This is a genomic window from Acinetobacter sp. YH12052 (assembly GCF_013419835.1).
Classification (GTDB): domain Bacteria; phylum Pseudomonadota; class Gammaproteobacteria; order Pseudomonadales; family Moraxellaceae; genus Acinetobacter; species Acinetobacter amyesii.
In genome coordinates this window covers 74,695-86,722 of sequence record NZ_VOZI01000015.1, presented here as the reverse complement: position 1 = coordinate 86,722, position 12,028 = coordinate 74,695, and the positions used below count along the sequence as shown (strand labels likewise).

Below are 12,028 nucleotides of genomic sequence, written 5' to 3'. Positions count from 1 at the left end.
CACGGCCAGTTACTACTGTACCACGACCTGAAATTGAGAATACGTCTTCGATTGGCATAAGGAATGCTTGGTCGATAGCACGTTCTGGTTCTGGGATGTAAGAGTCAAGAGCTTCAACAAGAGCAACTACAGCATCTTCGCCGTATTGACCAGCTTCACCATTAAGCGCTGCAAGAGCAGAACCACGGATTACTGGAGTGTCGTCGCCTGGGAAGTCATAAGTAGAAAGAAGTTCACGAACTTCCATTTCTACTAATTCAAGAAGCTCTTCGTCGTCAACAAGGTCGCATTTGTTTAGGAATACAACGATGTAAGGTACACCTACCTGACGAGAAAGAAGGATGTGTTCACGAGTTTGTGGCATTGGACCATCAGTCGCAGCACATACAAGGATCGCACCATCCATTTGCGCAGCACCAGTAATCATGTTTTTAACATAATCGGCGTGACCTGGGCAGTCTACGTGAGCGTAGTGACGGATTGGAGAATCGTATTCTACGTGTGAAGTATTAATTGTAATACCACGTGCTTTTTCTTCTGGTGCAGAGTCGATTGCAGCGTAATCTTTCGCTTCACCACCGAATTTTTTTGCACATACAGTTGCAATTGCAGCTGTTAAAGTAGTTTTACCGTGGTCGACGTGACCAATTGTACCCACGTTAACGTGTGGCTTATTACGTTCGAACTTAGCCTTAGCCATGAGATCTTCCTTTTTAAACTACTCATGCAGGGATACTGCATGAGCATTTGGTTTTTAACTATGAATTAGTTTGGGCTTATAGTAATCGAAAGATTACTCGTCGTCACCTTTTTTACCGCCAGATTGGAACTTAGCGATGATGCCTTCAGCCACGTTACGTGGTGTTTCAGCGTATTTAGCGAATTCCATAGAATAAGTCGCACGACCTTGAGACATAGAACGCATATGAGTTGCGTAACCAAACATCTCAGAAAGTGGAACTTCTGCACGGATAGCTTTAGTACCACCAGGTAAATCGTCCATACCTTGAACAAGACCACGACGACGGTTTAAGTCACCCATGATATCGCCCATGTAGTCTTCTGGAGTTTCTACTTCAACTTTCATGATTGGTTCAAGCAAGATAGGATCTGCTTTCATGAAACCGTCACGGAATGCGTAAGAACCAGCCATTTTGAACGATAATTCGTCAGAGTCGACGTCATGGTAAGAACCATCGAACAATGTCGCTTTGATGCCAACCACTGGATAACCAGCTAGGACACCATTCTTCATACGTTCTTGGATACCTTTGTCAACCGCACCGAAGAATTCTTTAGGTACTACACCACCTACAACTTCTTCAGCGAACTCGTAATCTTTGCCAGCATCTTCAGCAAGTGGTTCTAAACGTACGTATACGTGACCAAACTTACCTTTACCACCAGTTTGACGTACAAACTTACCTTCTTGTTCAACTGATTTTTTGATCGTTTCACGATACGCAACCATTGGTTTACCAATGTTCGCTTCAACGTTGAATTCACGCTTCATACGGTCAACAATAATGTCAAGGTGAAGCTCACCCATACCAGCAATAATTGTTTGACCAGATTCTTCGTCAGTACGTACGCGGAATGAAGGGTCTTCTTTCGCCAAACGACCTAAAGCAACAGACATTTTTTCTTGGTCAGCTTTAGTTTTAGGCTCAACCGCAAGCGCAATTACTGGCTCTGGGAATTCCATACGCTCTAGTGTAATTACATTGTTTTCATCACATAATGTATCACCAGTCGTAGTATCTTTAAGACCTACACATGCTGCGATATCACCCGCACGAATTTCTTCAATATCGTGACGGTCATTTGCGTGCATCTGTACGATACGGCCAACACGTTCGCGCTTCATTTTAACTGGGTTATAGCAAGGGCTACCTGCTTTAAGCACACCAGAGTAAACACGTACGAATGTTAAGTTACCTACAAATTTGTCGTTCATGATTTTGAACGCAAGCGCAGAGAACGGAGCATCATCAGACGCTTCACGAGAACCTTCAGTTTCGTCTTTGTCGTCAAGGATACCTTTAATCGCCTCGACATCAGTCGGCGCAGGTAAGAATTCAATTACAGCATCCAACATACGTTGAACACCTTTGTTTTTGAACGCTGAACCACAAAGCATTGGTTGAATTTCATTCAACAATGTACGTGCACGTAAACCTGAAACGATTTCTTCTTTAGTTAACTCACCTTCTTCAAGGTACTTGTCCATGAGTTCTTCTGATGCTTCCGCAGCAGCTTCAACCATGTTAGTACGCCATTCGTTAGCTAGTTCAACTAATTCAGCAGGGATTTCGCCATATTCAAACTTCATACCTTGAGACGCTTCGTCCCAGATAATCGCTTTCATTTCGATTAGGTCAACAACACCCTGGAAGTTTTCTTCTGCACCGATTGGAACAACGATTGGCACTGGATTACCACCAAGACGTGTTTTAACTTGTTCAACAGCACGGAAGAAGTTCGCACCAGTACGGTCCATTTTGTTCACGAATGCAATACGTGGAACTTTATATTTATTTGCTTGACGCCATACAGTTTCAGACTGAGGTTGTACACCACCTACAGCACAGTAAACCATGCATGCACCGTCAAGAACACGCATAGAACGTTCAACTTCAATAGTGAAGTCTACGTGTCCTGGGGTATCAATTACGTTAATACGGTGCTGTTCGAATTGGTTACCCATCCCTTTCCAGAAGCATGTTACTGCCGCTGAGGTAATAGTAATACCACGTTCTTGCTCTTGTTCCATCCAGTCTGTAGTTGCAGAACCTTCGTGAGTTTCACCAAGTTTGTGACTCTCACCTGTGTAGAACAAAATACGTTCTGAAGTGGTAGTTTTACCAGCATCAATGTGCGCAGAGATACCAATGTTACGATAACGAGAAATTGGGGTTTGACGAGCCATGATTTCTAGCATTCCTAAATTTTGTTGTTTAAAACAGGACGCTTTAAGCTGCATAGCAACTTAAAGCGATTCGATGACAAAACAGTGACAACTGATTTGTCACCCTCCTGAATAGGGGCTGTTTTATCCGCTTAGAAACGGTAATGAGAGAAGGCTTTGTTGGCTTCAGCCATACGATGCACATCTTCACGTTTTTTGATCGCTGCGCCTTTACCTTCAGCTGCATCAAGCAACTCACCAGCAAGACGTAAAGCCATAGTTTTTTCAGAACGCTTAGCAGCAGCATCTACTAACCAACGCATAGCCAAGGCAGTACGACGGGATGGGCGTACTTCCATAGGCACTTGGTATGTAGCACCACCAACACGGCGTGCTTTTACTTCGACCATAGGACGAACTTTTTCAAGAGTAGTCTCGAAAAATTCAACTGGGTCTACTTTAGATTTTTCTTGAACGCGGTCTAAAGCACCGTAAACGATACTTTCAGCAATAGATTTTTTACCATCTTGCATTACGTGGTTCATGAATTTAGCGATTGTTTGGCTGCTGAACTTAGGATCCGGAAGGATTTCACGGGCAGCAACTACGCGACGTCTTGGCATTTTAATACACCTAATAAATATGACACTTCAGGTTACTCCAGCAGGTGCACAAAGTGTCATGTGCTTTCGCTGGCCTTACTATACGTCGCTTGGAATTTTCACAAAAAATGCAGAAATCAGACAAGCGAGACGATAAAGGATTGCAGTTCTAACGAACTAAGAAGTTAATCTTTTCAGATTATTTCTTAGGACGTTTAGCACCGTATTTAGAACGAGACTGGTTACGATCTTTAACACCAGCACAGTCTAAAGAGCCACGAACGGTATGGTAACGTACACCTGGTAAATCTTTAACACGACCACCACGGATAAGAACAACACTGTGCTCTTGTAGGTTATGGCCTTCACCACCGATGTAGCTAGAAACTTCAAAACCTGAAGTTAAGCGAACACGGCAAACTTTACGCATTGCTGAGTTAGGTTTTTTAGGTGTAGTTGTGTAAACACGTGTACAAACACCACGACGTTGTGGACAAGCCTTCAACGCAGGAACTTTAGATTTTTCAACTAAAGTTGTACGACCCTTACGGATCAACTGATTTGTTGTTGCCATTTGGCAATTCTCCCGTTAATAAAAAGCCCCAAAAAATACTACTTTTTGAGGGCATGCAATTGTAAGCGAAGACTTAAAATTGGTCAACAATATACGATCATCGAAAACATTTATTCATCATGATTTGCGCAATTTTTCACCCACAAATAAATAGTTTATTTTTCAGAAGAATCTGCTGATTTTTTTGTAACTTTATCTACGGCTGCTGTTTTGGCTTTACGCGGCTTAGTTTTGGGTGCAGCTTTTTCCACTGGGACATCCTCCTGCTGTACAGATTCCAACACATCAAACTCATCTTTTTCAGCTAAAGCAGGTTTTTGCGCAGCCCCGGGTGCATGAGGCTCAACAACTTTCTCCGCAAGTGCCTCCAAACCTTCTGAGACTTTTTGTTCCTGCTCTACTTCCACTTCGGCTGCATCAGAGTTTTTAACTTGTGCTTTTTTGATGACTTTTACTGCGCGGATACTCTCATGACCTGTAACATCTATGGTCTGATCTAGTACAGGCTCAGCCAAATCAATATCTTTCGCCTTAATACCTTCTAGTAATTTAGGTGTTGCTTGAGCAAGCAACTCAAGAGAACGCTCATAGGCATGTAAAGGTGACAAGCTAATATCCTGATGCTGCAAAATATATTGGCGCGCATTAGAAAAGACCTGCTGTGCCTTCTGATTCACTTCATCCACTAAACGGCGACTATACACCACACTTACACCAACACTCGCCACAGGAGATAATCGTGATAGCTGATTTAACAATGAAACTTTTGGCATTTGATTGAGCCATGCCCACTTAAACTGACCATTTTCATCTAGTACATATTTTTTCAATGCTGCTGCATCAGTATCTGAACCCACCAATTGCTGCAATTGATGTAAATCACTATTTTGTAGCGTACTACTCAGAGCTTTTATTGCCATAAGCAAAGTTTGTTTTTCTGCAATTAAACTCAAGTCGACCTGTTTAAAAATAAACTGAACAATATCTTGATCACTTTCTTTGCTTAAGTCGAAACCATAAGAACGTCCAACTTGATAAATTATTCGTAAAGTCATAATCAATGATGCAGGGATATCAATACTTGAACCAATAACACCTGTCGCACCTGTTAAAGCCCCTTGAATCGAAGCAATCCATTTATTTTGCTCGCCCAAGGCCTGACTAATACGACGCGAACGATCGACATCTTGTGTCAACTCTTCTAAATCACGTACCCCAGCTTCATCCAGTACAGCATCTACAGATGAAATATCCGAACTAAAATGATTAAGTCGATCAAATATATAATCAGAAATTTTGTCACTAAATTGAGGAGCAACAAAATTAGCCACATTATTTACGGTATTAAAATGTCGACCCAATAATTGTCTAGAAACATTTGGAACGTGTTCACGCAAGATTTGCTGAGGATTATCATATTTTTTTACATCAAATACGCCCGCTTGCCTTGACTGACCCTCCAAGGTTTGACCATTTTTTTGAGGTTGAATGACCTTAGTTACGGATTCGGGTGCGACATGATTAATGATGGACACCCCAGTAGAACTGAGCTTTTTAGCCACTCCAAAGGCGTTTGAGAGTAGACCTACCGTTGGTTTATTATTCGTTTTCACCATTCCCTACCTCATTAAAACTATTCTTGAAATTATTGATAAATACTAGGTGTAGTCAAACTTTATCACAACTTGAATATGTATCTTTAAGTTAAGTTTTTTGCTGCAAAGTTGCAAATTAGCTCAGTCAACAATAGGCATAGGATTTGCCATAAGAATTCAAAAAGCTTTCTGCTATCATTATTCCAATCAAATTATATGAGTTCGCCTATTTAGAAAGTTTCCTTCGTATACTTTCTATAGCTTGCTCACACACTACCTATAAAGGATCTGTAGATGAAACGTGTTGTAATCACTGGTATGGGCATCAACTCATGCATTGGTAATACATTAGAAGATGTCACTCATTCTTTGCAAAACGGGATTTCTGGAACACGTTTCAACCCAAGTTATGCTGAACTTAATTTTAAAAGTCATGTCAGTGCGGCTGCAGAACAAAACTTTGACGGTATTGACCGCCGTTTAAAACGCTTTATGGGCGTATGCGCAATGTATGCATACAACTCAGCTTTGGCTGCGGTAGAAAATGCAGGCTTAACAGCAGAACAAATCGGTGGTAATCCACGTTACGGTATTGCGGGTGGGTCAGGTGGTGGTTCAACTGCATCTGTTGTTGAAATGAAAGAACTTCTAGACACCAAAGGTGCACGTAAAGTTGGTCCATTCTTTGTACCACGTAATATGACCAACACCATTACCGCAAACGTGGGTGTTGCATTTAAAATGCAAGGTATTGCACATACGATTACTAGCGCATGTGCAACATCTGCAGATGCCATTGGTTATGCATACAATTTGATTCAATTAGGCAAACAAGACTTAATGCTTGCTGGTGGTGGTGAAGAAGACCATTGGTCACAAAGTCTTTTATTTGATGCAATGGGTGCACTTTGTTCAAAATACAATGACACTCCTGAAACTGCTTCCCGCCCTTACTCTGCTGACCGTGACGGTTTCGTGATCGCTGGCGGCGGTGGCTTCGTTGTACTAGAGTCACTTGAACATGCTCAAGCACGTGGTGCAAACATCTTGGCTGAAGTTGTCGGCTATGCAGCAAATTCTGACGGCGCTGACATGGTTGCACCATCGGGCGAAGGTGCGACGCGTTGTATCCTTATGGCCTTAGAAGAAGCTAAACAACATGGTGTAGATACCATCGACTATGTTAATACACATGGTACATCTACTCCGGCAGGCGATGTCACTGAACTTAAAGCGATGGAGCGTGCTTTCGGAGAAGGGCAAGTTCCTCCGCTCAGCTCAACCAAGTCGATGACAGGTCACAGCCTGGGCGCTGCAGGCGTACAAGAAGCGATTTATTCTATTTTGATGATGCAAAATGACTTTATTGCACCGAACATCAACGTGACTGAACTTGACGAAGGCGCAAAACCTTTTGATATCGTACTTGAAAAACGTGATGCAAAATTGAATACTGTGATGAGTAACAGTTTTGGTTTTGGCGGTGTAAACGCTTGCCTCGTTTTCAAAAAATGGGAAGCTTAATATAAAGTTTGCTGCTTTGGCGCTTCGCTGCCAAAGCACACACCCACCGCCCTTTTAAGGGTCAATATATGGATGCTCCATCAGATGCTTTCCTCTGGGTAAAAGCATTGCATATCATCGCAGTTGTTTGCTGGTTCGCAGCGCTATTTTATCTCCCTCGCCTTTTTGTCTACCATGCTATGAGTGAAGATGCTACCAGTCATCAGCGCTTTCAAATCATGGAACGCAAGCTATATCGCGGCATTATGTGGCCTGCAATGATTGCTACACTGATCACTGCGCACTTCCTCGTCGATTGGGGTGATGCAACTCGACACTACCATGAAGCGCTTTGGTTCTACCTAAAAGTGGGATTAGTTGGACTATTGGTGATTTATCATTTTGTTTGTGGTTATTACCGTAAAAAGCTTATCGAAAATGCACATTATAAGTCGCATAAATTCTGGCGTTATTTTAATGAAATGCCCACTTTGATTTTATTTGCGGTTGTCATTTTAGTTGTAGTGAAGCCAAGCTTCTAAACGACTGTAAAAAAGCCCCTACTCATTGGGGCTTTTTATTTCTATACCAAAATGTTTATATACAAAAACTACAACTGCACACAGCTATCTAAAATATTCCAATTGTGTGCTCTAAATTGCTCACGCGGCTACGGCACTTCAGCACACAACATCCCCTCTTTCTTAAAGAAACGTCGACCGTGGCTATTTTGACTCAACTGCGTTAAATCAGTCGCCCCTGATTCAACAAATTAAAAATCATAATACGATCATTCAAAATGTGCCCTGCAAGCACATAGCGCTCCCAAGGCACCACCTCTATATTGGACAAAGTATTGCCCAAATAGTTTTTGATATGCCAAGATGAATACTGTCCCTGCTCTTGACCAGCCTGCATCCTAAACGAATCATAAGAAAGCTCAGATAGCTGTGCCGCCTCTTCATATTGCTTAAACAATTGATTCGCAGTTTGATTTAGCAAATACAACCAATACATCAACGAGGTACTCCAACCCGATGATTACTGCACCTGCTTCAACACCGCATATATGCCATAGGCTTCCCATTGTGCTGCTGAGCGCAAACTCAACTGACTGGCACTTAAAGGCTCTAAATAAACAACTTGTCCAGTCTTTAATTGCTCATTACGTATAATTCGAACATAACGTGCCAGCCAGCTTTGAATCAGCATCCTTTCAACCAATGAGTTCGGGCGCTCAAGCATCTGCTGCAATCTGTGATATTCAGCCATATATGCATCCAGCTTATCCTCTTTATTTAAAGCAATATTGATCTGATAAAGGATCGCTAACTAATTTAAATACTTAAAGTCTGGATATGCGGAATTGCTCGGCATACTTAAACTGCGGTATTGGCCTGCATGCTGCAACCATGTGTTAAAGCGCTGCAACGGCACCTTTTCTTGCTGTATCAGCGCACCGAGCACCTGATGATGCTCAACAACAAATGCGCTAGCTGCCTTAGGATCATCGACCAGCAATTGCTGAAACTCCGCAACTAAATTCGTCTGTTCTTCTGACCACTTTTCACGTGTTAGCTTCGCATTCAATGGCTGGCCCAATACATTCTGATGCTCTTGCCCCAACAAACTAAATGCCCAATCTTGATGATAACGATAGCGCCCAACATTCAATGCCGAAAACCGATCTGCGGCATTCAGCCCAAGCAAGTTAAAATACGGCTCTTGTGTGTAATTTGAATGATAAGAAATTTCAGACTGCTGCCACTTGAGCACCCGAGGATCAATACGCTCATCCCACCGCAGCCAAAGACAAAAACACACAACAACTGCAAGCAACAGCAAGAAAATAAAGATGATTTTTTGTTTCATTGATTTCTTATTTTGAATTATTTCAGCCGCATTATATTCAACTTCACCATTCACGCATACAAAAAAAAGCCATCACAAGATGGCTTTTTTTACTTTAAACACAAATATTTATGCAGGAATACGAAGCACCTGACCTGGGAAAATGTCATCGGCATTTTTTAGCAAAGGACGGTTTGCTTCAAAAATTTTATTGTATTGATTTGCATCACCATAAAATTCTTTAGAAATCTTAGAAAGATTATCGCCTGATTTAACTGTATAAAATTTACTTTCTGGTTCTGGCGTTGCTACAGTCAACTGATCATCCACTTGCGCCACATGATCAATATTCCCTACCGCCAAGATAATCTTTTCACGATCTGCTTGGCTTTGCACCTGACCTTTCACTGTTGCTAGATCTGAAGTCCCGTTATAACTCACAGACAAGCCAGTTACAGGTAAGCCCAGTGCTTTGATATGACCCAATAACTTATTGGCAATTTCTTGTGCAGATGGTTCAGAAGGTGTTGCTGGCGCTGCCTGAGGTTCTGCAGGCGCTGTATTTTTTTTACCAATTCCTTTTACAAAATCAAAAAGACCCATGTTTTTCTCCGTTGTTTTTACTGTTTTAAATAATTTAACTATTGTTCAAACTCTATTTTTATAGCTAAAAAATAACCGCTTTTGAGTTGTTGTTGGTGACAGAAACGTAAGCTAATGTAAAAACAAATATTCGGCATAAAAAAAGCCACCGAATGGTGGCTTTTTAAATCAGCATCGCTGAAATCTAAAATTAACCTAGTTTCTTAGAAACGTAGTCAATTGCAGATTGTACAGTAGTGATTTCGTTTGAATCTTCATCAGGAATAGTGATGTCGAAATCGTTTTCGAAAGACATAACTAATTCAACTAGGTCTAGAGAGTCTGCACCTAAGTCATCCATGAAAGAAGCTTCGTTTTTGATCTCGTCTGCTTTAAGACCAAGTTGTTCAGCTACTGCTTGTTTTACGCGTTGTTCGATATCGCTCACAGGAATTCTCCTCATTGCTTGTGGCGTTTTTAATGCCGTTAGTTTAATTGAATCTAAATCGTTTTGAAAGTTTATACTTGAGCGCTTAGCTCATGTATAAACCACCATTTACATGTAATACAGTTCCGGTAATGTAACTTGCCTTTTCAGAAGCAAGAAAACTTACGGCATTTGCGATATCTTGCGGCTCACCTAAACGGTTTAAAGCCACTTGATCACTCATCTTTTTACGAATTTCTTCGCTTAACTGTTCTGTCATTTCTGTTGCAATAAAGCCCGGAGCCACTGCATTTACAGTGATTTGGCGGCTTCCCATCTCTTTTGCAAGGCTGCGACCAAAGGCCTCAATCCCTGCTTTTGCAGCAGAATAATTTGCTTGTCCTGGGTTAGCAAAATGTGCAACCACAGAACTAATATTAATAATTCGGCCAAAACGTGCTTTGGTCATACCCTTTAAAACACGTTTAGAAAGTCGATAAACGGCTTTCAAATGAATGTTGAGAATGTCATCCCAATCATCTTCCGACATACGAAGTAACAAATTATCTTTGGTAATACCAGCATTGTTCACCAAAACCAATACAGAACCAAAGTTTTGCTCAATGTCTGATACCAATGCATCAATTGCAGTTGCATCACGTACATCTAGAACTTTACCCGCACCATTTTCAGCAAAAGCAGCAGATAATTTTTCCGCACCCGCTTCTGAAGTTGCAGTACCTACAACAAAATAACCGTCTTGAATCAATTGCTGAGCAATTGCTGCTCCAATCCCTCGGCTCGCACCTGTTACTAAAGCAACTTTGCGTTCTTGTGTCATGCAATTTTCCCTTCTGCCACTAAAATGGCATTCAGTGCATCTTCCATACGACCTTTCGTGTCGAGTGGGAATGCTTTTTCAATATTTGGCAAACGTTTTGCGAGATTCGCAAGGACATTACCCGGACCACATTCAGCAATGTACTGAATACCTTGGTCTTGCAAATACTGCATGGTCTTTGTCCACTGTACAGATTGGTATAACTGTGCAGTTAACGCCTGACGTAATTGCGCTACATCAGTCGCGATTTCAGCGCCTACATTTTGTATTACAGGTATAGTAGGCAGCTCAATGGCAGTTTGTTCCAATGCTGTCGCAAACTGTTCAGCAGCAGGTTTCATCAATGCACAATGCGATGGCACAGAAACCGGAAGTGTGATTGCCTTACCGCCATTTTCTTTAGCAGCAGCCATAACCGCTTCAACCATGGCTTTATCGCCAGCAATGACAACTTGACCTTGTGCATTGTAGTTTGCAGCATCTACTGAACCTGGGCCTTCTGCTTGGGCACAAAGTTCAATGACTTTGGCATCATCTAGACCCAAAATTGCCGCCATTGCACCTTGACCTTCAGGTACAGCACTTTGCATTAACTGACCACGTAGGTTCACCAGTTTAACGGCATCACCTAGGCTCATCGCACCTGCAGCAACAAAGGCGCTGTATTCACCTAATGAGTGACCTGCAAGGTATTTCGGTGCAACACCACCTAACTCTAACCACACACGCCATAAAGCAATACTGGCAGTCAGTAGTACAGGTTGAGTAAATTCTGTTTGGTTTAACCCTTCACCACTTTGAGCAATTTGCCAAAGATCAAAGCCAGCCGCTTCTGATGCTTCTGCAAATGTTGCTTGCACAATACTAAACTGTTCTGCAAGTTCAGCGAGCATGCCGACTTTCTGTGACCCTTGACCCGGGAACACGAATGCAGTTTTAGTAGCTTGAGCTGCTTGCTCGAGTTGTTTAGCAGACATAAAAAAATCCTTTATCAAGACTGGTGAATTTATGCTATTTGGACATTTATTCAACACAATCCCATGTAAGCTTGTTTCAGGGACGGAAATTTAACACTTAATTTTTGTCTTGGTAATTGCCAAATGCAACAAAAAATCGGTACAAAAAAAGGGAGCTTAACGCTCCCA

General features: G+C 41.8%; 14 protein-coding genes. 2 read left to right on the top strand and 12 right to left on the bottom strand.

Annotation, left to right across the window (positions count from 1 at the left end; all coding sequences use genetic code 11):
• The 5 genes from FTU06_RS12570 to FTU06_RS12550 form a co-directional block, all read right to left on the bottom strand.
• Positions 1-700: GTP-binding protein (locus FTU06_RS12570; RefSeq protein WP_180146947.1), on the bottom strand; the 700-nt coding region annotated here is incomplete at its 3' end.
• Positions 701-793: 93 nt separating this feature from the next.
• On the bottom strand, positions 794-2,929 hold the full coding sequence (fusA, locus tag FTU06_RS12565) for an elongation factor G (RefSeq protein WP_180004228.1): 2,136 nt from the start codon (positions 2,927-2,929) through the stop codon (positions 794-796).
• Positions 2,930-3,060: 131 nt separating this feature from the next.
• Entirely contained in the window at positions 3,061-3,531 is a 471-nt protein-coding gene (gene rpsG / locus FTU06_RS12560) for a 30S ribosomal protein S7 (protein WP_005011815.1), read from the bottom strand.
• A 178-nt stretch (positions 3,532-3,709) separates the two neighbouring features.
• Positions 3,710-4,084 carry a 30S ribosomal protein S12 gene (rpsL, locus tag FTU06_RS12555; protein WP_000246374.1) on the bottom strand — a complete coding sequence of 125 codons (375 nt, stop codon included), beginning with the start codon at positions 4,082-4,084 and terminating at the stop codon, positions 3,710-3,712.
• Positions 4,085-4,239: 155 nt separating this feature from the next.
• Positions 4,240-5,700, bottom strand: a complete 1,461-nt coding sequence (locus FTU06_RS12550; RefSeq protein WP_180146944.1) for an EcsC family protein — start codon at positions 5,698-5,700, stop codon at positions 4,240-4,242.
• Between the two features lie 273 nt (positions 5,701-5,973).
• Here FTU06_RS12550 and FTU06_RS12545 point away from each other — a divergent pair, with 273 nt between their 5' ends.
• Both FTU06_RS12545 and hemJ read left to right on the top strand, forming a co-directional pair.
• Positions 5,974-7,203 (top strand): beta-ketoacyl synthase N-terminal-like domain-containing protein, encoded by a 1,230-nt coding sequence (locus FTU06_RS12545; protein ID WP_111885033.1) that lies wholly within the window; start codon positions 5,974-5,976, stop codon positions 7,201-7,203.
• A gap of 68 nt (positions 7,204-7,271) precedes the next feature.
• Positions 7,272-7,724 carry a protoporphyrinogen oxidase HemJ gene (gene hemJ, locus FTU06_RS12540; protein WP_180077409.1) on the top strand — a complete coding sequence of 151 codons (453 nt, stop codon included), beginning with the start codon at positions 7,272-7,274 and terminating at the stop codon, positions 7,722-7,724.
• Between the two features lie 202 nt (positions 7,725-7,926).
• Here the strand turns inward: hemJ and FTU06_RS12535 are convergent, their stop codons facing one another.
• The 7 genes from FTU06_RS12535 to fabD form a co-directional block, all read right to left on the bottom strand.
• The gene (locus FTU06_RS12535) at positions 7,927-8,199 is read right to left on the bottom strand and encodes a hypothetical protein (protein WP_180146941.1); all 273 of its coding nucleotides are present in this window, start codon (positions 8,197-8,199) and stop codon (positions 7,927-7,929) included.
• A gap of 24 nt (positions 8,200-8,223) precedes the next feature.
• Positions 8,224-8,454 (bottom strand): hypothetical protein, encoded by a 231-nt coding sequence (locus FTU06_RS12530; RefSeq protein WP_180146938.1) that lies wholly within the window; start codon positions 8,452-8,454, stop codon positions 8,224-8,226.
• Positions 8,455-8,514: 60 nt separating this feature from the next.
• Positions 8,515-9,054 (bottom strand): hypothetical protein, encoded by a 540-nt coding sequence (locus FTU06_RS12525; protein WP_180146935.1) that lies wholly within the window; start codon positions 9,052-9,054, stop codon positions 8,515-8,517.
• A gap of 108 nt (positions 9,055-9,162) precedes the next feature.
• The gene (gene lysM, locus FTU06_RS12520; RefSeq protein ID WP_180008199.1) at positions 9,163-9,636 is read right to left on the bottom strand and encodes a peptidoglycan-binding protein LysM; all 474 of its coding nucleotides are present in this window, start codon (positions 9,634-9,636) and stop codon (positions 9,163-9,165) included.
• 190 nt (positions 9,637-9,826) lie between these two features.
• Positions 9,827-10,063 (bottom strand): acyl carrier protein, encoded by a 237-nt coding sequence (acpP, locus tag FTU06_RS12515; protein ID WP_078190054.1) that lies wholly within the window; start codon positions 10,061-10,063, stop codon positions 9,827-9,829.
• A gap of 85 nt (positions 10,064-10,148) precedes the next feature.
• Complete coding sequence (gene fabG / locus FTU06_RS12510; protein ID WP_078190055.1) at positions 10,149-10,883, bottom strand: 3-oxoacyl-ACP reductase FabG; 735 nt, start codon at positions 10,881-10,883, stop codon at positions 10,149-10,151.
• Positions 10,880-11,860, bottom strand: a complete 981-nt coding sequence (fabD, locus tag FTU06_RS12505) for an ACP S-malonyltransferase (RefSeq protein ID WP_180146932.1) — start codon at positions 11,858-11,860, stop codon at positions 10,880-10,882. Before fabD ends, fabG begins: the two co-directional genes overlap by 4 nt.
• Between the last annotated feature and the right edge of the window lie 168 nt (positions 11,861-12,028).

Coding starts and splice junctions, on each gene's coding strand:
- fusA (WP_180004228.1), bottom strand. CDS start 2,929: ATGGCTCGTCAAACCCCAATTTCTCGTTATCGTAACATTGGTATCTCT.
- rpsG (WP_005011815.1), bottom strand. CDS start 3,531: ATGCCAAGACGTCGCGTAGTTGCTGCCCGTGAAATCCTTCCGGATCCT.
- rpsL (WP_000246374.1), bottom strand. CDS start 4,084: ATGGCAACAACAAATCAGTTGATCCGTAAGGGTCGTACAACTTTAGTT.
- FTU06_RS12550 (WP_180146944.1), bottom strand. CDS start 5,700: ATGGTGAAAACGAATAATAAACCAACGGTAGGTCTACTCTCAAACGCC.
- FTU06_RS12545 (WP_111885033.1), top strand. CDS start 5,974: ATGAAACGTGTTGTAATCACTGGTATGGGCATCAACTCATGCATTGGT.
- hemJ (WP_180077409.1), top strand. CDS start 7,272: ATGGATGCTCCATCAGATGCTTTCCTCTGGGTAAAAGCATTGCATATC.
- FTU06_RS12535 (WP_180146941.1), bottom strand. CDS start 8,199: ATGTATTGGTTGTATTTGCTAAATCAAACTGCGAATCAATTGTTTAAG.
- FTU06_RS12530 (WP_180146938.1), bottom strand. CDS start 8,454: ATGGCTGAATATCACAGATTGCAGCAGATGCTTGAGCGCCCGAACTCA.
- FTU06_RS12525 (WP_180146935.1), bottom strand. CDS start 9,054: ATGAAACAAAAAATCATCTTTATTTTCTTGCTGTTGCTTGCAGTTGTT.
- lysM (WP_180008199.1), bottom strand. CDS start 9,636: ATGGGTCTTTTTGATTTTGTAAAAGGAATTGGTAAAAAAAATACAGCG.
- fabG (WP_078190055.1), bottom strand. CDS start 10,883: ATGACACAAGAACGCAAAGTTGCTTTAGTAACAGGTGCGAGCCGAGGG.
- fabD (WP_180146932.1), bottom strand. CDS start 11,860: ATGTCTGCTAAACAACTCGAGCAAGCAGCTCAAGCTACTAAAACTGCA.